Raw genomic sequence first — 23,389 nt, 5'->3', positions numbered from 1 at the left:
AAAGTTTCCGTTTTTAGAACTATTTTATTAATTTCGCAAGCACATTTAAACAAATAAGAAACATATAACAAAGTAGACTATGGAGTTACAAGGAAAAATTATTGCAGTTCTTCCTGCCCGTGAAGGCACATCTGCTCGTGGACCATGGAAGTCACAAGAATACGTAATAGAAACACATGATCAGTACCCAAAGAAGATGGTCTTCAACGTCTTTGGAGCCGACAGAATAGATCAGTTTGCAATTAAGACTGGTGAGGAGATTATCGTAAGTTTTGATATTGATGCTCACGAATATAATGGTCGTTGGTTTAATAACATCCGTGCTTGGAACATTCAGCGTGTAGATGCTGCTGCTGTTATGGCTGGTGCGCCAGCAACCGCTGCTCCTGTCACACCACAACCAGCACAACCTGCTACGCAACAAGCCCCATTCCCTCCAACACAGGAGAGTACTGGAAGCCCAGAGGATGACCTTCCTTTCTAAGATTATAAATTAATACACTATACGATAAGAGACAGAGCTCAAACATAGAACTCTGTCTCTTTTTTAATAAACCATTATTGGTGTCCAATTAGTTATCCTGCCACTGGTCCTGGGTTCTCTTTACTCCCCTCTCCATTCGGAGAGGGGTCGGGGGTGAGGCTCTTTTTCCTCCTCGCAGGGTTATCCACATCCACCTCATCTTCTTCAGTGCACCCGTGACGACTGACTTCCAGCGAACAAGGATGCGGGGGCGTTTCAAGGATTCGGCGGAGACTTCTTTTACATCGTCAATCAACTTTGAAGGTATTGCCACACGGAACGAGAACAAATCGCCAAGGTCTAGCGAACCACCTAAGCTAATCACCTCGATAGCAATATTACGCAGGGTGATGATCACGTTTCTCACATCTCCCTCACTCAACGAGGTTTCGCGAACAATACGGTTAACAAGCCAATCGGCTGAAAACTTCATCGGGGCTTTTGGCACAGCATTATACGCTTTCTGACCTTTCTTTGGACCAATCTTGTGAGTGGTCTCAACTACCTTGAATGAAATCATATAACAATAAATTTAAGCGTTAATAAATATGGAACCCCACCTTTCAGCAAGGCTCCGTTAACTATACTTTCTTTCGTTTTCTCTTCCTTATATCAAGACCTCCCTCTTCCTTATATGAAGACCGTCGCCTTGATATAATGAAGATAATCGCTTTCGTATAATGAATACAAATGCCTTAATATTTAGAACAGACGATACTCATCTTCATTAGAGGAATTAAACAAGGTTAATCCGGCACTTCTAAGAGTAGCATAAATTTGCACATCACTAGAACTAATCCTTAAAATATATGCCTGCACATAGCTACTTGGTTGTGGTGATTGTGGTGTAGAACTCCACATGCAACCTATTGTTCCTGAAGCCAAAAACTCGCCACGATTGGTGGTACCATTATTATATATATACCTAAAGCTGGATAATAAAAATAATCATTGAGGTTACTTGGGATACCCGTACTTATGCTGTAAGGTGATGTTAACATAGGATTTTCTGTTCGCGTTTTGTCAACTCCATCTGGTGCTGCTAGCTTCAAATCTGAGATATTCTTACCATTTTTTGAAGCAATAGCACTCTGTTTCAAGAACCACATTCCTCCAACATATAAATGATCCATTGTTACCCAAAGACTAGTATTATCCCAGTAGGGTTTTCCCTTCTCTGCATACCAACACAATTCATTCAAATTTGGACAATCCTTTGCACTATGAGTAGCTGTAACAGCTGGCGCAACACCCGTAGGATCGTTGTAACCTAATATATCATTATAGTCACGTGAAGTATGCGCAGAAGCGATGTCAGTACTTTGTGGTCCATGTACTAGATCTTTTTGTCCATTAACTATCGGCTGGAAACGTAATGCTGTATTTGGATTATTCCATTCATAACCCTTCCAATAAGGATCTACTGCATCCCACATATAATACTCATTACCATGGTAAACCTTAATTCTCATATCAGACTTTACCGGTGTATTCTTACCTGCATCAAAGGTTACAGAAGAATATGTTCTCTTTATTGTTCCTGAAACATTAGTTACTGCATCATGGAGAGTATACTCTATCGTTACGTTGTTGTAAGTACCTGGTTTGACAACCATTGTTGCTGCATTCTTTGCATAAGTAGATACTTGAGGAATAGAGAAGTTGCTTAAGTTCAATTCTACGCTATTTGAAGTACTTGTTGGATTACTCAATGTACCATCATCTGCCAAATCGAACGTTCCTGCTAATTGATCAGATGGATTGGAAGTTGAAATACGAATCTTCTGAATCACTCCTCCTATTTTTCCATTTGTATTATAAGGCATAAAGGTTACATACGCAGCCTTGTGATTTAGTGTAAAGGTATATTTTCCGCTACCTGTTGCATCAGCTACACCGAAGTCGCCATCTTCTGCAATATGGGCAGCATCGTTAGGAGTGCTTTGGGTTTGCGAAGCCTTGATAATCACCTTGTCACTTGCTCCGCTATTGCCTGTGTAACGTACCTTATGTGTAGGACCTGTATAAGTACCGTTTACCCAGAACTTTGCCTTGTCTGTTGTTGTGCTGCCAGGAACTGCAGCAATGCGAGAAGCAATATCATCTTCTGAGCTTTGGTGATAAGTATTGTTGTCATCTTTTACCCAAATCTTATCGTTTGCTGTCCAATAGAAATCAAGTCCGCTACCTGTGTAAGTGGCTGATGTACGAGTTGAAGGTTCATCCTCTGATGAGAACACAGTACCTGTCTTTGGTGTGTCCTTACCTGCTGTCTTATCTGTGGCTGTATCATCGCTGGCGCAACTGATAAGGGCAAGTGCCGCCAACAAGAGTGTGCCGAAATAAATACTTTTTTTTGTCATTATCATTCTGTTTTAATTTAGTTGTTAATTGGAAAGAAATCTTTGTTTATTATTCCCATCCTGTTTCTTCATTCTCATCCTCTTCCTTAAAGAAAGGATTCGACTTTGCGCTTAACCCACCGCTATCGCCAGCTGAAGCGTGACCACCGCCACTGCCAGTACTCTCAAACGATGTGCCTCGCATTAATTCGTCTTCTGCTAGTTCAAGCCACGTGCATTGAGGTGCACAATAGACTTTCCTTTCATTTGTTTTCTCCATTTACCTGATTTTTAAAATAGTTATTATTAATGATTCTCACTTGCTTTACTTCGTGTCACAGAGTTCAAGAGGGGGACGAAAGTATAAGAAGAGTTGTTAAAACAATGAATTATCTCCTCCTCTTGATGCTCTGTGGCACTAGGTAAGTTTGATTTTATACTCGAAAAAAATGCTATATTTTGCGTTTTAGCGGTCTTCAAAAAGGGCATAAAAAAGCGAACAAAGGAAACTCTTAGAAGTCCTTTGTTTACAGGGGTTACGGCACGCTTCGCGCGCGCGTATGCGAGAAGAAAAAATGTATTATTAGACGCTAGGTGCGCATAGTGTGTATTAGCAAATTATTTGGATTGACCAAAGATAAAGTACAAAAAGATGCAAAGAACCGAATAATTCTTTGCAGTACTTCACTCACTTGATATGTCATTGCTAATTCTTTCACGGCGGCAAAGGTAATACAAAGTTTTAAGTCAGCCAAATAATCTTAATAAAAACTTTGTTTTATATCGGGATTCAAACAAAAATGCCCAAGACTATTAAAGTCCTGGGCATCTTATAATAAGATTCTAACTATATACTTTATGCAGCTGCAGCAATCCACTCATATACGAAGCTGCAAACTCCGAAGAGAAGAATGCCTGCCATACAAACAGCCAAAGCGAACTTTGTGTTGCAATCGCTCTTGAAGGTTGGCAATGGATTGTCTGTACGCACAATATACATTGCTTTCACAATCTTCAAATAGTAGTAGAGCGAGATAACTGTATTAATCAATGCGATGAAGACAACAGCGTATGACCAGGCTCCCATCGTGGTATTAATATCAGCGCCATTAACGCCAGACATAAATACGAAGAACTTTGAGAACATACCTGCGAATGGAGGAATTCCACCAAGCGAGAACATTGCTAAAGTCATCAAGAAGCTCAGACGTGGGTTAGTCTGATAGAAGCCATTATAGTCGTCAATGTTGGTCTTACCGCCATTATTCTGCTCTACAACAGAGATAATCGTGAAGACTGCCATATTAGCAACAACATAAATCAGAACGTAATAGCTCAATGCACTCACCGAGCTAGCCCAGTCGTTGCCGATAGCTGTCAACATGATATAACCTGCCTGAGAGATAGAACTGAACGCCATGAAGCGTTTCAACTCATTCTGACGCACGGCGAAGAGGTTAGCAATGGTGATAGAAAGTACAACGACTATCATCAACAATACGTGCCAATACTCAACGATTGCACCAAAGACATGGAACAGGATACTCAACAATGTAAAGGCGGCTGCGCCCTTTGATATCACGCTCAAATAACCAGTAACGGTTGTTGGAGCACCTTGATAAGTATCGGCAGTCCAGAAGTGGAATGGAACGAGAGATATCTTGAAGCCAAGACCACTAAAGAAGAATACGAGTCCCATGATAGTTAGTGGGGTCGCATGCATCTTAGTTGCTATATCAGCAAAATAAAGCGTGCCGAACTCACCATAAAGGAAGCTAATACCATAGAGCATTACGCCACTTGAGAAAGTAGCTGTCAAGATAAACTTAGCTGCAGCTTCCGCAGAGTCATTACGATATATATCGAAGGCAACCGCACATGCCAAAGGCACTGATGCCATCTCAAGCCCGAGGAAGAACATCAAGAAGTTACCTGCACTCATCATGGCAAACATACCGAGGAGTGTTGAAACTATCAGCATATAGAACTCAGCTTCCTTACCACTCTTCGCAGCCCATACACGACTCTGAAGGACAACAATGAATGTACCCATAGAAAGGATAGCCTTCATCACGTTTACAGCAGAAGAGGTAACATACATACCACCAAATGCTGTCTGTGCTTCCATAGGGAGCAAACAAACAAAAGTATTTATCAGAAGGAGCACCGAAGCCAGCGGATTGAACCACTTGCGCTCTTCAGTCTTTGCCGTTGCAAAGTCGGCAACGAACAAAACAATCAGGATGGCAACGAGACTTGCCTCCGGAGTCATCTTAAAGAAATCACTATAATTCATTACGCTAGTTTATTAAAGATTACCTAATGTTGGTACATATGTTATGATGTGGTCAAATATAGGATGAACAGCATCAATAATCATATTCTCGAAGAAGAGTGGGCAGAGACCTAAGCCTGCAACGCAGAAGATCAAGCAGCCAATAGCAAATCGCTCGTCCCATGTAGCATCATGCAACTCATAGAACTTCTTGTTAGGTATGGTCTGGAATAGTATCTTACCAACAACACGAAGAATATAAACTGCCGTGATTACAATCGCTGTACAAGCAATGATTGTTGCTACGCGATGGAACATGCCTGCATTCTCAAACGAACCCACGAAGATAGTCATCTCAGCTACGAATCCAGAGAAACCAGGAAGACCAAGGTTAGCAAGACCTGCTACTACATAAGAGACTGCAAGGAATGGAATAACCTTCATCAAACCACCAAGATAACGTACGTCACGGGTTCCAGCACGGTGATAAATCATACCAATACATGCAAAGAACAAGGCTGTCATCAAACCGTGTGAAAGCATCTGGAGGATTGCACCTGTGATAGCTGTCTGTGTAGTCATAACCAATGCAAAGAGTACCATACCACAGTGCGAAACTGAAGAGTATGCGTTGATATACTTCAAGTCGGTCTGTACACATGCAGAGAGCGCACCATAAACAACCGAGATAGTTGTCAGAACTAGGAAGATAGGAGCCCATGTCTGCAAAGCATCAGGCATCAAGAACATAGCAATACGCAAGCAACCATAGCCACCAAGCTTCATCAATACACCAGCATGGAGCATTGATACGGCTGTAGGCGCTGAAGCGTGACCATCAGGAGACCATGTATGGAATGGGAATAAAGCTCCAAGAACACCAAAGCCAATGAATACGAATGGGAAGAAGATGTTCTGAATATTCCTAGGCATCGCATGCATACGTGCCAACTCTATTACGTCCATCGTGGTAGCACCACTGAAGTAATAGATACCAAGAATACCCAATATCAAAAGAGCTGAACCACCCATCAACATCAAAGTAAGCTTCATTGCTGAATATTCCTTTGGACCTGTTCCCCATACACCGATGAGGAGGTACATAGGTATAAGGGCAACCTCATAGAACATGAACATGGTAAACATATCCGTTGAGATAAAGAAGCCAAATACACCCGAAGCCAAAAGTACAAACCAAAGGAAATACTCTTTCTTCATTGGCTCAAGTTGCCAGCTAGCAAAGGTTCCCGTAAAGACAATAATCGCTGAAAGCAAGATCATCACAACAGAGATACCATCGACACCGACCGAGAAAGCAATATGCATAGGCTTGAACCACATCACGGAGTTTGCCAGTAGCATTGCATCATGGTTACCAGCATTACGCTGCTGAACAAAATAGACAGTTAACCAGATAGCACCAATCAAAAGTGCCGTTGAGCCGGCTACCATCACACCACGTACCTGATTATCGTTCTTAGCTACCCATAAGCCACAGAGCATCAGGACGGGGATTATTACAAATACAGTTAATATCCAACTCATTTTATTATATCAAACAAAGTAAGATTAATGTTAATGCTACAGTTCCGGTAATAAACCATACGGCATATTGACGTACATCGCCACTCTGCCAAGAACGGATTGACTCGCCTGCCTCTTGTGTACCCCAAGCCATGAAGTTGAATGTACCATCAATAACATGACGATCGAACCATGCGATTGGAATAGAGAAGCAACGGAATACTATCTTATGTGTGAAGAATTGCCATGCATCATCTATATAGAATCTGTTAAGGGCTGCCTTGTGCAGACGTGGGAAGGTACGCTGTAAGGCATCAGCTACAGGCTGCTTCTTACCCATGTACATCCAAGTAGCAAGGGCTATACCGATAACGGCTGCAATGATACTTGTTGTTGCTATGCTCCAATCTATATGAATATCATAGTTTAAGCCATTGGCACTTACGAAGTGACCAAATGGAATCCAACCAGCACATACAGAAATAGCAGCGAGGAATACCAATGGTCCCCACATTACGAATGGAACCTCCTGTGGACGACGACGATTCTCTGGGTCCTGCTCATAGTAAGACTCGCCCCAGAAGATAACATAGTAGAGACGGAACATATAGAATGCTGTCATTCCTGCTACAATAGTCATAATCCACTTCAAAGCCTGACCTTCTACACCTGGCAATGCATTACATGCTGAGATAATCTCATCCTTAGAGAAGAAACCTGCAAATGGAGGAATACCCGCAATAGCTAAACAACCAATCAAGAAGCAGATGTTTGTAATTGGCATGTACTTGTGCAAACCACCCATATACTCCTTAAAGTTGCTACCAATGATAACAATAATAGCACCAGAGCAAAGGAAGAGAAGAGCCTTGAACATTGCGTGAGTGAAGAGGTGAAACATTGCTGCCATATAGCCGAGACCACCATGATGGAGGAACTCTGGACTATTGAATGATCCTTCTTTACTATCATAGAAGCAAACTCCAAGTGCGACAAGCATGTAAGCAATCTGTGAGATGGTTGAGAATGCCAAACCACGCTTAATATCACGCTGAGCACAAGCTACTGCTGCTGCATAGAAAGCAGTGAAAGCTGCAATCCAAGCAATCCAGTGAAGTTGCTCTTGTGCCCCAAACTGAACATAGATAGGTAACAACGATGCTACTTGGAATACACCGGCAACAACCATCGTAGCTGCGTGAATCAAAGCAGATACTGGCGTTGGACCCTCCATAGCATCTGGTAACCATATATGTAATGGGAACATTGCTGACTTACCAGCACCACCAATGAACATCAAGAATAGTGATGTTGGAAGTACCCACGCCAATGCAGAATTTGAAGCTAATGCCGTCAACTTTCCAACTAGCTCTGGATTTGTATGGAGGTCATAGTTGAATGTTCCTACATAGAAGCTAAAGAACAGAATACCTATCAAGAAGAACAAATCAGCAAAACGTGTAACGATAAAAGCCTTCTTGCTGGCATGTACTGCAGTATGCTTTGGATAATAGAATCCTATCAATAGATATGAACATACACCTACTAACTCCCAGAAAAGATACATCTGGAAGATATTGGTTGCTACAACAAGACCAAGCATTGACATCGTAAAGAGTGACAAGTAGGCATAGAAACGCTGGAATCCATGTTCGTACTCCTCAAACTTGTAGTTCTCATCACGCTCAGCCATATAACCGAATGAATAGATGTGAACCATAAAGCTGACAGTAGTAATAACGATTAACATCATCACACTGATTGGAGAAAGACGTAAACCAATATTAAAGGTCAATAGCTCTGTAAACTTTAACCATGTTAGATTAAAGACGGTAATAGTTGGATAAGTACCATTAGCTAAACGACCGTCAGTGACATGGAAAGTCTCCCCCATTGCTGTATACTCTCCCGTATAAAAGAAATAGTGATAAGCAGTATAGAGACTGAGCACAAATAACGTTCCCAACACACAGGTGCCAATAATACCAGCAACCTTGCGTGGCATCTTCATTCCGAACAGACCAAGCACAACAGCACTTAGGAACGGGAGAAGAAGTATCAAAAATGCGTAATCAAACATATTTGTTTTCTCTTTATAATTTCATATTTTCAATACTGTTCACCTGATCGCTGTGGAAATGACGGTAAACATTGATAATAATAGCGAGTGCAACGGCTGATTCAGCAGCGCTTACTCCGATAGAGAAGAGCGTAAAGAACATACCCTCATATCCATCGGGGAAAAGCAGACGATTGAATGCAGCGAAGTTGATATCAACGCTATTAAGAACTAACTCTACGGAGATAAGCATTGCAACAAGGTTGCGACGGGTTACGAAACCAAATACTCCGATAAAGAATAATAGTCCACTAAGGACAAAGAAATATCCGACAGGTATCATTTGCTTCCCTCCTTCTTTTTATTATTCAGAATAACTAAGCCACCAATAATACATGCCAAAAGGAATACAGAAATAAATTCAAAAGGAAGTACATATCCATATTTATCTGCACTCATCAAGTTCTGACCAATGGTATCCATTGTTACTTCTTTTGACAACATATCACCATTTACTATAGTACTATTGATTAAAGCATTCTTTAGCAATACAACAACAACAGTTGCAAAGCCAACTAATGCTATTGCAGCAGCAAGAAAAGTACGCTTACCTAACCATCGTTCAGAGAGTCCTTGCAATGTACGTTTGCTCACCAATTGGATTGCAAAGATATACATCATAGTGATACCACCAGCATAAATACTTATCTGGGCAGCACCAAGGAAAGTATAATCTAGCAGGAAGTAGAGACCTGCAACACCAAAGAGTACAAACAGCAATGCTGTTGCTGCTCGCATGATACGTTTCGTCGACACGCAGAATATAGCTGAAGCCAATATTACAACGGCGAGAATCGCAAACATAATTAATCTTGCCATATCTCTTACTCCTTATTTCTTTTTAGTATTGAATGTTCCAACTTTCCAATCTGCTCCACCCTCAATAAGCTTTGGTAACGAACCACCTTTATATATTTCCTTATCAAGATGAAGAACTAGCTTAGAACGATCAAACACTGCATTTTCAAAATCATTTGTAAACTCAATTGCATCGAAGTTACAAGCATTCACACATAACTCACAAAACATACAATCGCCTAAGTCATACTGATAATCGAGAAGTTGCTTCTTCTTTCTGCCTGTCTCAGGATTGGTTACCATCTCTGAAGCAATCTTGATGGTACCATTAGGACAAGCCTTCTCACACATAGTACAAGCTGTGCACTTGTAGTTTTCATTTTCGTCACGTTTAAAGACTAAACGACCACGATGACGTTTAGCAACGTGAAGGGTTGTCTTACGATTCTCTGGATACTGCTCGGTAGACTTTGGTGTGAAGTATTCCTTCATTGTCACCTTCATACCTGTAGCAAGTGTCTTGAGCGCAGAGCCAACCTCACCAAAATATGATTGTTTTTTCTCTTCCATTCTCTTTAACCATTAATAGTGAATGTCCAACCGAATGCTACACAAATAGTCATCAATACAAGGGTGACAAGTGACAATGGCATAAGGTACTTCCACTCTAATTTTAGAATCTGATCAATGCGAAGACGTGGGAAAGTCCACTTAATCCACATCAACAAGAATACTACAACGAATGTCTTACCAAGGAACCATACAATACCTGGTATATAGTTCATAACGGCATCAAAGCCTTCAAGACCAATATTCAATGGAGCCCAGCCACCCAAGAAAACTGTGGTAGCAATTCCAGATACAACAAATAGGTTAAGGTATTCTGCAAGGTAATAGAAACCAAAGCCCATACCACTATACTCTGTATGGTAACCAGCGGTCAACTCACTCTCAGCCTCAGCTAAGTCAAAAGGACCACGATTTGCTTCAGCATTACCTGCAATACAAAATACGAGGAAAGCCAATATTGCAGGGATATGCCCTTGTATAATCAGCCATTGCCAAGGACCTGTTTGTGCTTCTACAATACCTGAAATCTGCATTTTACCTGTGAGAATAACTGCAGAAATTAAACAGAGTCCTAAAGACAACTCATAAGAAATCATCTGTACTGCACCACGCATAGCGGAGAGCACAGAATACTTATTATTACTACCCCAACCTGCAAGGAAAATTCCAAGAACACCAATTGAACTAATAGCCGTTACTAGGAATATACCCACATTAAAGTCTAATATATTAGCTCCATTATTCCATGGAAGGAAAGAGAAAGTTCCTACTGAAGCAATAATAACCAAAAATGGAGCAAGATAATAAAGCAATTTATCAGCCTTATCAACTGCAAAAATCTCTTTGATTAACATCTTCAATACATCTGCAAAAACCTGTAAAGTTCCCCACCATCCTACTCTGACAGGACCAATACGGCACTGGAAGTAAGCACAAACCTTACGCTCCATAAAGATAAGTACTATTGCAAGTAAAGCATAAGCAAGAAGTATTGCTAATCCCACCACAACGCACTCAATCAGAACGGTCCAAAAGTTACTCAAGCCACAAGTGACGCGGAGCAACTCATCGAACCATGTTGTTACTATTCTAAAATCGAACATAGTATGATTTTAATTCTTAATTGATTACTTTTATAATAACCTTATTAGCGGTCAATATCAGGGATTACGAAGTCAAGTGCAGCACCTGTAGTAACTAAGTCGGCTATCTTCTGACCACGTAACATCTTATCCATAGCACCAACAAGTGTCAAGCCCATTGGACGGAACTTCAAACGATAAGCTGTTTTATCACCACGTGAATCCAAATAAGCACCAAACTCACCACTTGCACCCTCAACAGAGAAGTACCACTGACCTTCTGGAACTTTAATAATTGGCTTCTGCTTAATATAGAACTCACCCTCAGGAATATTATCAATCAATTGCTCTATAATATTGAGGCTCTGATAGATTTCCTTAATATGACAGAAGTAACGATCCATAGAATCACCATTTGTCAGTGTTATCTCATCAAAGTCCACCTTATCATACATCGCATAAGGATGATTCTTACGAACGTCATTTTTCCATCCACTAGCACGACCAGCAGGACCGGTCACACCATAGCTAATGCAATCCTTCTCATCCATTACGCCAACACCCTCAAAGCGTTGATGTGTAATAACATTATCACCAAAGACATCAACATACTCCTGGATCATTGGACGAAGATACTTACAGAGTTGCTTTACATTTGATACAAAGTTTGGATCAATATCAGCCTGCAAACCACCTATTCTATAATAGTTCTGTATCAAACGACCACCTGTTGTCTCTTCCATAACATTGAGGACATGCTCACGGTCACGCATACCATAAAGGAATGCGGTGAGCGCACCTAAGTCCTGTGCACAACAAGCTGTATAAAGAAGGTGATTATCAATACGCTGTAACTCATCCATGATAGTACGGATATAGAGAATACGTTCAGACAATTCTATTCCCATACCCTCTTCAATCACACCCACAAGCGCATGACGATGCATCATTGCTGACAAATAGTTCATACGGTCAGTCAGTGCCAATGTCTGAGGATAAGTAAACTGTTCACAAAGTTTCTCTATACCACGATGAATATAACCCAAGTGAGGATAAATCTTGGTTACAGTCTCACCATCCAACACTGTCTGCAAACGAAGCACACCATGAGTAGATGGGTGCTGCGGACCAATATTTACAACAAAGTTATCATCGGTAAACAATGGACGTTGTGTACCAACGAGTTCACCATTTTTGTTCAAACTCCACTCTGTCGTAGTATCCAATTCTACATCATCTTCTGTAGAATACATATTCTTTGCAGGATCCATATCGTAGTCCTTGCGAAGTGGATAACCCTTAAAGTCATTTCGTAAGAAAAGACGACGCATATCTGGATGACCGAGGAACTTAATACCATAGAAGTCATAAACCTCACGTTCCAACAGGTCGGCATCAGCCCACAACTTGATAACTGAAGGAATAACAGACTCTTCGCCAATCTTCTTTGCAAGCTGTTTTACAGAACAACGCTCATGTGTATTTGTATTCTCAAGAATATAGATACATCCAAGTCCTTCCTCTGCTCCAAAGTCTTCACCGACAACAGTTACAAGGTAATCGAAATGTTTCTCATTCTTCAACTTTGCCATCTCTGCAGCAAAGCTATCAAAGCCGAATTCTTTATTTTCTAGTTTCATTCTCGCGTACCTTATATATTATACGTTAGTTGTACTTTCGTCAGAAGCTTTCTTTGCAGCATCAATCTGATCGATTTCCTTACCCAACTTCTCAACATCTTCTTTTGTTACAGGCTGGTTAACGACAATCGTTTCTTTCTTAGGAGCAGTCTCTACAGGAGTTGAAGAAACTGGCTTTGCTACAGGTTTGGCTGTAGGGCGAACTGGTTTAGGAGCTGGTTTATGTGACTCTTCCCAAGCTGTTTCACGCTTTTCTTTTATCTCTTCTGGAGTAATACCTAACTTCTCTTCAAAAATCAACTCGGCATTACTCTTACCTAATTTACGCTCTTCAGCATTCTGCTTATGGTTAACACCGCCAAAGAATTTCTCAACCTTAACCTTACGCTGAAGTTGCATCATTCCATAGATGATTGCCTCTGGACGTGGAGGGCAACCAGGAATATATACATCCACAGGGATGATCTCATCAATACCACGCATAACGTGATAGCTATCTTTGAATGGACCACCTGAAATAGCGCATCCACCAACAGCTATAACATACTTAGGTTCGGCCATCTCATCATACAAACGCTTCAAAGCTGGAGCCATCTTGTTTGTAATAGTACCAGCACACATGATTAAGTCAGCCTGACGAGGAGAGTTACGAGTAACCTCGAAACCGAAACGAGAGAAGTCGTAACGGGCACAACCAACAGCCATGAACTCAATACCACAACAAGAGGTAGCGAAAGTCAATGACCACAGAGAATTACTACGACCCCAGTTAATAAGTTGATCCAAATTACCAAGAACGAGGTTAGTTCCACCATCGTTCAGTTCGCTTGCCATCTTGCTAAGCGTGTCATTGTCTTTCCATTCATCGTATGGAAGAGACTTGATTTTGGGCTTTCTTATTTCCATTCAAGTGCTCCTTTCCGCCAAGCATACGCAAGACCAAATACTAATACCAACATAAAGAACCCAATGGTAGCTAGTGCTAAAGGTCCAAATGTCTTAACAACAACAGCCCATGGGTATAAGAAAACTGTTTCCACGTCAAACATCAAGAAGAGAATCGCAAAGAGATAGTAACCGATATGCACTGGTAACCAAGAGGTTCCATAAGTCGGAATACCACACTCATAAGGCTCACCCTTCGCCGGATTGTATGAACGCGGACCAATCAACTTAGCTATGGCATACGCTGCCACTACCAAGAATGCGGCCGTTATCAGAACGGTAACAAAAAGTGTGAAATACATAAACTTTATATAGCTATAATTTAAATGTGCAATCTTGCTCTAATAAGACATGCTTTAAAACAAGTGCAAAGGTACAAAAATATTTGAAAAGCAAAGCAATTCTAGTAAAAAACATACTCTTATTGCAAACTCCACTTTACAAATTATATTCTGACAACAACACTTCCATTATCCAACTATCGCAGACGTAAGAACAGACGTAATACTGGATAAGTAAAACAGAAAAGCCTCCCTTGCTGTTAAAGAGGGGCTTTCCTCAATGAAAGAAGAGGGCTTCCTCATCCCAAGAAAAGCACAACACTCTACTATCATTGACTATTAAGAGTTAATATCAGATGGAATGAATTTTCTTCAAAGTGAACTTTAAAGCAATTAACGATGATATTCTATCAACCCATCAATAGGAGATGCAAGTACCTTAATGACGCTATAACCATAAGATTTAGCGCACTTTCTTAATTGACTTTCATAAACAGCGGCGACGCCCCCAACAGCCGATAACGAATGTTTTGATGCGTCAGAATATTTCGTAATATTATTTTCAAAGAAGTTAGCAAAGTTGGATAAAACAAGTTCTTCTAACTCTGCTTTATCCAAATTAGCATGAATAAACTTAGAGATACTAGCTAAATAACGATTGGCTAAAGGTTGACAATAAACTTTATCAATTATATCAGAATAAGACAATCCAGACCATGCCAAGTATGAATCACGTATCTCTTTCGATAATCCACCTTTAAAAATACCATTCAAGAACAACTTACCTAGAACAGCTCCACTTCCTTCGTCACCGAGGATATAACCTAAAGGTGGAACATTCTCTACTATCTCTGTACCATTGTATAGACAGCTATTTGCTCCCGTTCCTAAGATACAAACTATTCCTGCATGATGACCACAAGTAGCTCTTGCTGCACCTAATAAGTCACTCTGTACCTCAACGTTAGCAAAGGGGAAAGATTTTGAAAGAGCTTTATCAACTTTTGACGATAAAGCAGTCGTACAACCAGCACCATAAAAGGCGACACAAGTAACCTCTCTAATAATATCAAAAGACTCGCTGAGTTCCGCATTTCTTATGCTCTCTTTTAACGCAGGTTTCAGCTCCGTTTCCAATACGTTGAAAATTATATCCTCCGATTGATGAAAAGGATTCAAGCCTTGTGTACGAACTTTAAGGACAACATTCAAACCATCATTAGGTGTGCTCACTAATGCCCAATCAGTCTTCGAGCCACCACTATCAGCTATTAATATCATTGTATCTTTTTGTATGCAAACTTACAGCTTTTTATTGATTTATAAGCATTATGGTAACGGAAATAAGTCCCATGACATATCTTTAGTATCATTTTACATAAACAGCAATCGCAAAATCATAAACTTTGCTTATCTTTGCATCAATTATTGTTTAAACAAACTGATTATCATCACAACCCAGAAGTATGTATAAAAAGATATTCTTCATTACTATCTTGCTGTTTATCATTACACTCCCAGCAAGTGCCGTATTACAGGAAGATTCATTGAAGAACTCACTCTCTGTTCTCCGTCATGAGTTAATTGCACAACATCTTGAACAAACAAAGCAATTAAACAACTCTAAGTTTATTAGTGAGCAAGTGATGAATCAGCTAAAAGAGATTGGAGAGCACTCTGCCCAGGTGTCGCTCATGCTTTATTCTCAAAAGACGGATAACATCTTTGATTTAACATACGCCTGCCAAGAGGCTACCGAACTATGGAAGGATTTTCAGAGTAAGTCACGTCCTTTCCATGACCTTATCACCGAGAGTAAGGAGGAGATCGCTCGCTATGATTCTCTTATTAACGTGCTCAGTACGATGTACACCTTTGGCATGACAGATAAGATGAAGACTGACCGCAACGTTTGTTTAACGCTTGCCGTTAGCATACGTCGAATGTTGCAAGAACGTAATGATTCCTATCAAGAATATATACAATATTACCAATACAACCAACAACAACTTCAATCACTCGATACGTATGCGCAAAAGAGATATGAGGAGATTCAGACGAGCATCTTTACAAATAGTGGAGTAAATTACTTTAAATTCCTACGCAATGCTCCAACACTTATCTCTCAAATGAGTCCTAACCTTTCAGAGAAATACACGCCACAACGAGTCGTGCAATCTCAATGGGATGTAAGGTGGCTCATTACGCTCTTTTCCATGATACTCATCTATGGTTTAGTGGCAATACTCATCAATTATTTAAGCATTCGTTTCCTTGTTACTAAAGTAATGAAGACGAATAGATTTGAGCAGAAGAACAGTGCTTTTCTTGCCAAGCGAACATGTATTATTATGGTGACATCAATCATTACTTTTAGTATTATACTCGTCATCATCAAGATTCTTTCGCCATCCAACTTTGTTCACATGGCATGCAACCTTTTGCTCGAATACACATGGTTACTTACTGTTATCTTTGCCTCATTGTTATTGCGTGTTAGTGGTGCGCAAACACACAATACCTATCGCATATACTACCCTCTTATCTTTGTTGGCTTTACCGTCATCACCTTCCGTATTGTGATGTTACCAAGCTCTATAGTAACACTCATCTACCCTCCCCTCTTATTGCTCAATGCTTTGTGGCAGGCAAGGATGATTTACAAGCACCGCTTGCAAATTCCTAAATACGACTTATACCTTGCTTACTTCTCACTCACAGTATTTGTCTTCTCCCTGATTAGCTCAATAATAGGCTATACCATGCTGGGCGTGCAAGTCTTCATTTGGTGGATGATGCAATTAGCATGTATATTAACGATAGCGTTCTTCCATGATTATCTTGATCAATATAGGGAGAAACATCCTGAAAAGAAGTTATCAATCGTAAAGACTTGGATCTTCAGATTTATATATAATGTATTCATACCATCAGCAGTGGTATTATCTTTCATCATCTCAATTTATTGGGCAACTGATGTCTTTAACCTCAGTGACATGACATGGAAGTTATTCCGTGCGAACTTCATTGATTCAGATAAGTTCAAGATCAGCATCTACTCTATCGCTGTGGTTACAATCCTTTGGTTCATCTTTAACTATCTCAATCATACGATTAGGGACGCGATAAAACAATTCTTAAAGAAGAGTGACCCAACAACAGCTGCTGCTAGAGGTACAATGTTTATCAACGTCTTACAAGTAGTTGTATGGGGCGCATGGTTATTGACAACTTTAAGTATATTCAAGATTAGTAACACATGGCTAGTTGTTGTTACAGGCGGCTTATCAACCGGTATCGGTTTCGCCATGAAAGATATTCTCGAGAACATATACTATGGTATATCATTGATGACAGGACGAATTAAGATAGGCGATTATATTGTATGTGATGGTATACGCGGACGTGTAAGTTCTATCAGCTATACCTCAACAATGCTTGAAGCACTAGATGGATCTATCATTGCCTTCCAAAACTCACAGCTCTTTACGAAGAACTATAAGAACATGACAAAGAATCATGGATATGAACTTGACATCCTAGAAGTGGGCGTAGCATACGGTAGTAATATCAATGAAGTTAAGAAAATGCTGATTGATGCCATCACTGCACTAGACATTACTTACAAGGAAAAGAAGGTAATGGTCTTACTAAAGAGTTTTGATGATAGCTGCATTACGCTAAAGGTACTTGTATGGGTTAACGTTTTCACACAAGGGCTTGATGATAGCATTATCATGGAATGTATTTATGATACGCTCAATAAGAACGGCATAGAGATCCCATTCCCACAACGTGAGATTACAATTAAGAATCAATGAATGTTGAGAACTTTATTTGTCTATCCATCCCTATTGGATCTACTCCTAGTCCCGGCGGTGGCGGACAAGCAAAGGCTAATTACTTCTTTGACGAAGAAGAGGAATCTGCTTCTGATTTTTCGGAAGCTGATTCGGAGGAATCAAAGGGGAATTAAGACGCATTTTAACGACTGATAAGAAACGCAGAAAATTGTTCGCAAAGAATCTAAATTTTGTTCGCGAACAATTCGGAAAGAGTTCGCGAACTATTCTTGTTTTGTTCGCAAACTCTTTTTTATGCCTCTTATTATGGTGCCAAATTCATCAAGCACGGGTGTCGGACTCGTAGACTACGGGTGTCGGATCCGTGGGGCACGAGTCCGACACCCGTGCCCCACGAAAGTACATTTCGTTGATGTTAACAGTTCTGACTTAAAAGTTAGAAAGAAACTCGTATGCTGTTGGAAGAAAAATTATATGCTGTTCCCCGTAAATTTCCAACGTGTTTGCAATTTACGGGGAACGTGTTAGAAGAAAATTTATATACTGTTCCCCATAAATTTATATACGGTTAGAAATTTACGGGGAAGCGGTTAGAAATAAATTTATATCAAATAAAAATTTTCGGCTAACCGTATATAATTTCAGCATTGACCTTTGAGCTTTGAGTTTCGACCTTTGAACATTGAAAAATGTTACTGTTCTTTATGTCTTTTAAAACACAGAATGAATGCCAAAAAGAAGAAGGATATATCACTTTAAATGATATATCCCTCTCTTTATCTTCTATCTAAGGACGATTCCTTAGAAGTTGTAATAAGCACCGAAAGTAATATGATTACCATCAAGGTTTGCACCCCATGCGTGGCTGTCCTTAGATGCGCCCTTTACCTTAATTGACTGCCAACCAGCGAAACCTACGTGAGCAACGAAGCTAACCTTCTTGTTGAGGTTTACAGCGATACCTGGCTTCAAACCTGCTGACCATGCGTTAATCTTGCCATGATAGTGTGTATAACCCAAACTACCATCAACGAAAGCGTTAACGTACTTAGTGTGTACAAATGTGTAACGAACGTAAGGCTGTACGGTGATGTAGTTACGTAGGTTATCCTGCTCAATCTCTGTAGGAGCACCCTTACCCCAACCAATTACAGTACCGATAGCAACATCTTTGTTAACATTGTAACCGATTTCAGGCAATACCTTGTAAGTAGTTACTGCATCATGAGAACCTTCCTTTGAAGAGCCAATACCTACACCACCACCAACATAAACCTGGGCGTTAGCAGCTATAGCAACAAAGGCTACAGCAAGTGTCATCAAAATCTTTTTCATCTTAAAAGTTTTAATTGTTAATACTAAATTAATAATCTTTCTACCTGTAATTATGACCCGAATGTGGGGTACATAATGATTTAAAACCGCTGCAAAGGTAAAGTGTTTTAATTGAAAACACCAAACTTTATCAATAAGTTTTGATACATTTACGTAAACAAAGGTTAAAACCTTGTGCGTTAACCTTATTATATATACCTTTGCACAGCTCTTGATAAGGATATATCAATTAAATAACACAACAGGAGTAGTCCTATCGAATTATGATCAATAAACCCACTTTCATTGCAGGTCCCTGCGTAATTGAGAGCCCGGAACTCCTCTGTACTGTTGCAGAAGAGTTGGTTAGGCTTAATGAGAAGTACGATATTAATATTATTTTCAAGGCTAGCTTTGATAAAGCTAACCGCACAAGTATCAACTCTTTTCGCGGTCCAGGAATGCAGGAAGGACTTAATATGCTTTATGATATTAAACAGAAGTATGGCTTGAGATTACTTACTGATATTCATGAGAGCTATCAAGCAGAACCTGTAGGCGAAGTGGTTGACGTTATTCAGATTCCTGCCTTCCTTTGTAGACAAACCGATTTGTTAGTAGCTGCGGCAAAGACGGGCAAAATCGTGAATATTAAGAAGGCACAATTCTTAAGTGGACGAGACATGAAATATCCCGTGCAGAAATGCTTAGAAAGCGGTGCAAAAGAGATCTGGCTTACAGAACGAGGTAACTGCTTTGGTTACAACAATCTAGTTGTAGACTTCCGTAACATTGCAGATATGAAGGAGATTGTTCCGAATGTTATCATGGATTGCACGCATAGTGTACAACGTCCTAGCGCAGGAGACGGAAAGACAATCGGCGATCGAAAGTTTGTTCCTTCTATGGCATTAGCAGCTAAGGCTTTTGGTGCTACAGGTTATTTCTTTGAAGTGCATCCAACGCCAGACCAAGGGTTATCCGATGCAGCCAATATGCTAGAGTTAAATAAGTTGGACGAATTAATTAGCAAGTTAATATGATTGGAGCAGAAAAAAGATTAACTCATGTAAAGGACTACGCTATACAATGTATCAAGGAAGAGGCCGATGCGACAATCAATCTTATCAATCAACTTGATGATAACTTTGAGAAAGCTGTCGACTTGATGTATCATTGTACAGGGAAAGTCATTGTGACAGGAGTTGGTAAGAGCGGAAATATTGGAGCGAAGATAGCTGCAACACTTTCTTCTACCGGTACACCTGCTTTCTTCGTTAACCCATTGGATGTATATCATGGTGACTTAGGTGTAATGAAAGAAGATGATGTCGTGCTGGCATTGTCTAACTCTGGTCAGACTGATGAGTTACTTCGATTTATACCGATGGTGCTTCACATGAATATTCCAATCATAGGAATGAGTGCGAATCCCCATTCACTCTTAGCTAAATACTCCACAGCCCATCTCAAGGTTTGGGTTGAGAAAGAAGCGTGCCCGCTAAACCTAGCACCAACAAGTTCAACAACAGCTGCTTTGGTTATGGGTGATGCACTTGCAGTGGCTTTGATGCGGGTAAGAGACTTTAGACCGCAGGACTTCGCTCAGTTCCATCCGGGAGGAGAGCTTGGTAAACGATTATTGACAACGGCACAAGATGTAATGATATCTGATAACTTGCCTGTTATCCCTAAGGAGATGCACTTAGGTGAAGCAATTATCCATGTTAGCAAGGGAAAACTGGGCTTGGGGATAGCTTTATCTGGAAAGAAGATTGTAGGTCTTATTACGGATGGCGACATCCGACGGGCTATGGAAAGATGGCAAGCAGAGTTCTTTAACCATACCGTCAATGATATTATGACAACAGAGCCTAAGATGGTTCTTCCCAACATTAAGATTACAGAAATACAACAGATTATGCATCGGCATAAAGTACATACCGTCTTGGTATGCAATGAAGAAAAGAATCTTCTGGGAGTTGTCGATCACTATAGTTGTATGATTTAACACCTTATATTCTTATTGAGTTAATACCAAGAAAGGAGTATTCCTACAAGAAAATGACAAAAAGGAAACAAGAAACTTATAGAAAGCTCATCATTACTTGCGTTTGTACATTCATTGCCCTACTCTTCCCTTATCATTTAACGGCTAAGACCGTTGAGTATAGGGATAATGGTAATAAGGATGAGAGAGCAGACTCAATGCTTGTATACCAGTTGCGTCACAAAGGAATAAGCTTTTCACATAATAACTCGGTCACCCTTCTTTGTACTGGTCAGGAGAAGTTCGACGACTTGTTCAAAGCAATAGATCAAGCACGTTCGAGCATTCACTTAGAATACTTCAACTTTCGCAACGATTCAATCAACGATGAACTCATACGCCATTTAGAGAAGAAAGTGAAACAAGGCGTTGAAGTGAGGGCTATATTTGATGGATTTGGGAATGCCAGCAATAACCGCCCCATGAAGAAGAGTACTTTGAGGGCTATCCGCAAGAAAGGAATAGAGATATATGAGTTTAAGCCTATAGAGTTCCCTTGGATACATGATATCTTCAATCGAGACCACCGAAAGATTGTTATCATTGATGGTAAGATGGCATATACAGGTGGAATGAACGTGGCAGACTATTATATAAAAGGAACAAAGGTCGTTGGCTCATGGCACGATATGCACTGTAGAATAGAAGGCGATGAGGTAAACACTTTACAGAACATCTTTCTAAGAATGTGGTATCTTGTCTCTACGAAACAGGTGCATGGAGCGAAATATTATCGCGGTATATCGAACGCCGACTATATCAAAGGATTAAAACCAGATACTTGTAAAAGTGCTGGTAAGAAGATGGTGGGTATCATCAATCGAGAGCCACAAGTCAGCAAAGATATTATCCGTTACTTCTATGTTAACGCCATCAATGACGCAAAGGATAGTATAAAAATCATCAATCCCTACTTCACGTTAAGTCCAACTCTGAAGAAAGCTCTGCGTAAGGCGGTAAAGCGAGGTGTGAAAGTTGAGATATTGTTGAGTGTAAGGAGCGATATACCCTTAACGCCAGATTGCGGATTCTATAATGCTCATCAGCTGATAAAAGACGGATGTACGATATGGTTATACAAGGCAGGTTTTCATCATACAAAGATTATCACAGTAGACGGACAATTCTGTACCGTTGGGTCTGCAAACCTCAACTCACGAAGCCTAAGGTGGGACAGAGAGGAGAATGCAGTGATCGTTGATAAATGTACAACACATGAATTGGATACTCTCTTCGAGAATCAGAAGAGAGATAGTTTCAAGCTAACAGAGAAACTTTGGAAACAATGGCGAACTCCATGGCAACGCTTTAGAGGATGGTTCGCACATCTTCTGTCACCTTTCTTATAATAAAATAAGGTATATTACACGATTCCGTAAGACCACTAAAAAGACAAGATCTTGAGGAGAGGTCTTGTCTTTAATAAATCGGTACTTATAAATTTATATCTTATTAATGTCAACATAACCATGCATAACGGCATAGATGGTCAATGCGGAGACACTCTTCATACCTAACTTATCCATGATATTCTTTCGGTGAGTAATAACCGTTGTCAGGCTTATATTGAGCTTTTCGGCAATTTCCTTATTAATCATTCCTTGAACGATTAAGGATAGAACTTCTATCTCACGATTGCTCAATATCTTATTCTTCAAGATCTGTGGCAACTCTGGTAAGTTCTTTCCGCCCGAGTGACCGTATTGTTCTATCTTCAGAATAGCTTTTACAAGTTCCTCTTCGGGAACATTAATACAAAAGCTATGGAAGCCTGACAACTGAGAGTTTGGATTCTTTGTAATTGTCAAGACAATGGTTTTATGTATACGCTGAGAGAAGAACTGCCTATTTTCTAACACAATTACTTGCGCTACGAAATAGTGATAGAAAGTATCTGGTTGAGCCTCCTCAAACGCATGGAATGAAGAGAAAGTCTCCACAGTCATAATTGGTATTACATTCTGTAATATCTGTTTTAACCCTAGAACAGCAAGTGTATTAGGGTCAACAATAGCCATCTTGGGGCGGCTCATCTTCTTTATTTCTACATTCTCCATACGCACAGACTAAGATGAAAATTAATTTAAGGAAAGACTAACTATAAGAAACTCTAAACTCTCCCT

21 protein-coding genes and 1 pseudogene are annotated in these 23,389 nt (G+C 40.2%); 6 read left to right on the top strand and 16 right to left on the bottom strand.

From position 1 onward, the window contains the following. Positions 1 to 79 precede the first annotated feature (79 nt). Positions 80 to 484 carry a DUF3127 domain-containing protein gene (locus tag D464_RS0100765; protein WP_018909712.1) on the top strand — a complete coding sequence of 135 codons (405 nt, stop codon included), beginning with the start codon at positions 80 to 82 and terminating at the stop codon, positions 482 to 484. A gap of 92 nt (positions 485 to 576) precedes the next feature. On the opposite strand, the pseudogene D464_RS12375 reads toward D464_RS0100765, so the two are convergent. The 14 genes and pseudogenes from D464_RS12375 to D464_RS0100690 all read right to left on the bottom strand — a co-directional run bounded on the left by D464_RS12375 (position 577) and on the right by D464_RS0100690 (position 15,380). Then, positions 577 to 1,043 (bottom strand): annotated as a pseudogene (locus D464_RS12375) (HU family DNA-binding protein). 346 nt (positions 1,044 to 1,389) lie between these two features. Further along, complete coding sequence (locus tag D464_RS12370; protein WP_018909711.1) at positions 1,390 to 2,886, bottom strand: hypothetical protein; 1,497 nt, start codon at positions 2,884 to 2,886, stop codon at positions 1,390 to 1,392. 49 nt (positions 2,887 to 2,935) lie between these two features. Then, entirely contained in the window at positions 2,936 to 3,145 is a 210-nt protein-coding gene (locus D464_RS0100750) for a hypothetical protein (RefSeq protein ID WP_018909710.1), read from the bottom strand. A 576-nt stretch (positions 3,146 to 3,721) separates the two neighbouring features. Further along, positions 3,722 to 5,161 (bottom strand): NADH-quinone oxidoreductase subunit N, encoded by a 1,440-nt coding sequence (locus D464_RS0100740; RefSeq protein WP_018909709.1) that lies wholly within the window; start codon positions 5,159 to 5,161, stop codon positions 3,722 to 3,724. Between the two features lie 12 nt (positions 5,162 to 5,173). Further along, complete coding sequence (locus D464_RS0100735; RefSeq protein WP_018909708.1) at positions 5,174 to 6,685, bottom strand: complex I subunit 4 family protein; 1,512 nt, start codon at positions 6,683 to 6,685, stop codon at positions 5,174 to 5,176. Between the two features lie 4 nt (positions 6,686 to 6,689). Then, the gene (locus D464_RS0100730) at positions 6,690 to 8,744 is read right to left on the bottom strand and encodes an NADH-quinone oxidoreductase subunit 5 family protein (protein WP_018909707.1); all 2,055 of its coding nucleotides are present in this window, start codon (positions 8,742 to 8,744) and stop codon (positions 6,690 to 6,692) included. A gap of 13 nt (positions 8,745 to 8,757) precedes the next feature. Then, complete coding sequence (gene nuoK / locus D464_RS0100725) at positions 8,758 to 9,066, bottom strand: NADH-quinone oxidoreductase subunit NuoK (RefSeq protein ID WP_004360908.1); 309 nt, start codon at positions 9,064 to 9,066, stop codon at positions 8,758 to 8,760. Next, the gene (locus D464_RS0100720) at positions 9,063 to 9,602 is read right to left on the bottom strand and encodes an NADH-quinone oxidoreductase subunit J family protein (RefSeq protein WP_004383449.1); all 540 of its coding nucleotides are present in this window, start codon (positions 9,600 to 9,602) and stop codon (positions 9,063 to 9,065) included. Before D464_RS0100720 ends, nuoK begins: the two co-directional genes overlap by 4 nt. Before the next feature lie 12 nt (positions 9,603 to 9,614). Further along, positions 9,615 to 10,151 (bottom strand): NuoI/complex I 23 kDa subunit family protein, encoded by a 537-nt coding sequence (locus tag D464_RS0100715; RefSeq protein ID WP_004383448.1) that lies wholly within the window; start codon positions 10,149 to 10,151, stop codon positions 9,615 to 9,617. Between the two features lie 5 nt (positions 10,152 to 10,156). After that, on the bottom strand, positions 10,157 to 11,254 hold the full coding sequence (nuoH, locus tag D464_RS0100710) for an NADH-quinone oxidoreductase subunit NuoH (protein WP_018909706.1): 1,098 nt from the start codon (positions 11,252 to 11,254) through the stop codon (positions 10,157 to 10,159). Positions 11,255 to 11,298: 44 nt separating this feature from the next. Then, positions 11,299 to 12,873 (bottom strand): NADH-quinone oxidoreductase subunit D-related protein, encoded by a 1,575-nt coding sequence (locus tag D464_RS0100705; RefSeq protein WP_018909705.1) that lies wholly within the window; start codon positions 12,871 to 12,873, stop codon positions 11,299 to 11,301. Positions 12,874 to 12,891: 18 nt separating this feature from the next. Continuing rightward, entirely contained in the window at positions 12,892 to 13,779 is an 888-nt protein-coding gene (locus tag D464_RS0100700; protein WP_018909704.1) for an NADH-quinone oxidoreductase subunit B, read from the bottom strand. Next, positions 13,770 to 14,120 (bottom strand): NADH-quinone oxidoreductase subunit A, encoded by a 351-nt coding sequence (locus D464_RS0100695; RefSeq protein WP_004383444.1) that lies wholly within the window; start codon positions 14,118 to 14,120, stop codon positions 13,770 to 13,772. Before D464_RS0100695 ends, D464_RS0100700 begins: the two co-directional genes overlap by 10 nt. A 372-nt stretch (positions 14,121 to 14,492) precedes the next feature. Continuing rightward, on the bottom strand, positions 14,493 to 15,380 hold the full coding sequence (locus tag D464_RS0100690; protein ID WP_018909703.1) for an ATPase: 888 nt from the start codon (positions 15,378 to 15,380) through the stop codon (positions 14,493 to 14,495). A gap of 185 nt (positions 15,381 to 15,565) precedes the next feature. On the opposite strand from D464_RS0100690, the gene D464_RS0100685 reads away from it, so the two are divergent. After that, positions 15,566 to 17,920 (top strand): mechanosensitive ion channel family protein, encoded by a 2,355-nt coding sequence (locus D464_RS0100685; RefSeq protein ID WP_018909702.1) that lies wholly within the window; start codon positions 15,566 to 15,568, stop codon positions 17,918 to 17,920. Further along, complete coding sequence (locus D464_RS13705) at positions 17,917 to 18,075, top strand: hypothetical protein (protein WP_018909701.1); 159 nt, start codon at positions 17,917 to 17,919, stop codon at positions 18,073 to 18,075. The genes D464_RS0100685 and D464_RS13705 overlap by 4 nt, the downstream gene beginning before the upstream one ends. A gap of 628 nt (positions 18,076 to 18,703) precedes the next feature. On the opposite strand, the gene D464_RS0100675 is transcribed toward D464_RS13705, so the two are convergent. After that, positions 18,704 to 19,237, bottom strand: a complete 534-nt coding sequence (locus D464_RS0100675) for an outer membrane beta-barrel protein (protein ID WP_018909700.1) — start codon at positions 19,235 to 19,237, stop codon at positions 18,704 to 18,706. Positions 19,238 to 19,500: 263 nt separating this feature from the next. Between D464_RS0100675 and kdsA the strand changes: the two genes are divergently transcribed. Genes kdsA through D464_RS0100660 form a run of 3 tightly spaced genes read left to right on the top strand, consistent with a single transcriptional unit; the run spans position 19,501 to position 22,615 of the window. After that, on the top strand, positions 19,501 to 20,259 hold the full coding sequence (gene kdsA / locus D464_RS0100670) for a 3-deoxy-8-phosphooctulonate synthase (RefSeq protein WP_018909699.1): 759 nt from the start codon (positions 19,501 to 19,503) through the stop codon (positions 20,257 to 20,259). Further along, complete coding sequence (locus tag D464_RS0100665) at positions 20,256 to 21,227, top strand: KpsF/GutQ family sugar-phosphate isomerase (RefSeq protein ID WP_018909698.1); 972 nt, start codon at positions 20,256 to 20,258, stop codon at positions 21,225 to 21,227. The genes kdsA and D464_RS0100665 overlap by 4 nt, the downstream gene beginning before the upstream one ends. 53 nt (positions 21,228 to 21,280) lie before the next feature. After that, entirely contained in the window at positions 21,281 to 22,615 is a 1,335-nt protein-coding gene (locus tag D464_RS0100660) for a phospholipase D-like domain-containing protein (RefSeq protein ID WP_024985743.1), read from the top strand. 93 nt (positions 22,616 to 22,708) lie between these two features. On the opposite strand, the gene D464_RS0100655 is transcribed toward D464_RS0100660, so the two are convergent. Continuing rightward, positions 22,709 to 23,323 (bottom strand): response regulator transcription factor, encoded by a 615-nt coding sequence (locus tag D464_RS0100655; RefSeq protein ID WP_018909696.1) that lies wholly within the window; start codon positions 23,321 to 23,323, stop codon positions 22,709 to 22,711. Between the last annotated feature and the right edge of the window lie 66 nt (positions 23,324 to 23,389).

This window comes from Prevotella veroralis DSM 19559 = JCM 6290 (assembly GCF_000377625.1).
GTDB classification, from domain to species: Bacteria; Bacteroidota; Bacteroidia; order Bacteroidales; family Bacteroidaceae; genus Prevotella; species Prevotella veroralis.
Note: the sequence above shows the minus strand (reverse complement) of the source record. Positions and strands in the feature narration are given on the sequence as shown.

Bases quoted from the DNA above. Each gene is read 5' to 3' on its own strand.
- D464_RS0100765 (WP_018909712.1), top strand. From the start codon at position 80: ATGGAGTTACAAGGAAAAATTATTGCAGTTCTTCCTGCCCGTGAAGGC.
- D464_RS12370 (WP_018909711.1), bottom strand. From the start codon at position 2,886: ATGACAAAAAAAAGTATTTATTTCGGCACACTCTTGTTGGCGGCACTT.
- D464_RS0100750 (WP_018909710.1), bottom strand. From the start codon at position 3,145: ATGGAGAAAACAAATGAAAGGAAAGTCTATTGTGCACCTCAATGCACG.
- D464_RS0100740 (WP_018909709.1), bottom strand. From the start codon at position 5,161: ATGAATTATAGTGATTTCTTTAAGATGACTCCGGAGGCAAGTCTCGTT.
- D464_RS0100735 (WP_018909708.1), bottom strand. From the start codon at position 6,685: ATGAGTTGGATATTAACTGTATTTGTAATAATCCCCGTCCTGATGCTC.
- D464_RS0100730 (WP_018909707.1), bottom strand. From the start codon at position 8,744: ATGTTTGATTACGCATTTTTGATACTTCTTCTCCCGTTCCTAAGTGCT.
- nuoK (WP_004360908.1), bottom strand. From the start codon at position 9,066: ATGATACCTGTCGGATATTTCTTTGTCCTTAGTGGACTATTATTCTTT.
- D464_RS0100720 (WP_004383449.1), bottom strand. From the start codon at position 9,602: ATGGCAAGATTAATTATGTTTGCGATTCTCGCCGTTGTAATATTGGCT.
- D464_RS0100715 (WP_004383448.1), bottom strand. From the start codon at position 10,151: ATGGAAGAGAAAAAACAATCATATTTTGGTGAGGTTGGCTCTGCGCTC.
- nuoH (WP_018909706.1), bottom strand. From the start codon at position 11,254: ATGTTCGATTTTAGAATAGTAACAACATGGTTCGATGAGTTGCTCCGC.
- D464_RS0100705 (WP_018909705.1), bottom strand. From the start codon at position 12,873: ATGAAACTAGAAAATAAAGAATTCGGCTTTGATAGCTTTGCTGCAGAG.
- D464_RS0100700 (WP_018909704.1), bottom strand. From the start codon at position 13,779: ATGGAAATAAGAAAGCCCAAAATCAAGTCTCTTCCATACGATGAATGG.
- D464_RS0100695 (WP_004383444.1), bottom strand. From the start codon at position 14,120: ATGTATTTCACACTTTTTGTTACCGTTCTGATAACGGCCGCATTCTTG.
- D464_RS0100690 (WP_018909703.1), bottom strand. From the start codon at position 15,380: ATGATATTAATAGCTGATAGTGGTGGCTCGAAGACTGATTGGGCATTA.
- D464_RS0100685 (WP_018909702.1), top strand. From the start codon at position 15,566: ATGTATAAAAAGATATTCTTCATTACTATCTTGCTGTTTATCATTACA.
- D464_RS13705 (WP_018909701.1), top strand. From the start codon at position 17,917: ATGAATGTTGAGAACTTTATTTGTCTATCCATCCCTATTGGATCTACT.
- D464_RS0100675 (WP_018909700.1), bottom strand. From the start codon at position 19,237: ATGAAAAAGATTTTGATGACACTTGCTGTAGCCTTTGTTGCTATAGCT.
- kdsA (WP_018909699.1), top strand. From the start codon at position 19,501: ATGATCAATAAACCCACTTTCATTGCAGGTCCCTGCGTAATTGAGAGC.
- D464_RS0100665 (WP_018909698.1), top strand. From the start codon at position 20,256: ATGATTGGAGCAGAAAAAAGATTAACTCATGTAAAGGACTACGCTATA.
- D464_RS0100660 (WP_024985743.1), top strand. From the start codon at position 21,281: ATGACAAAAAGGAAACAAGAAACTTATAGAAAGCTCATCATTACTTGC.
- D464_RS0100655 (WP_018909696.1), bottom strand. From the start codon at position 23,323: ATGGAGAATGTAGAAATAAAGAAGATGAGCCGCCCCAAGATGGCTATT.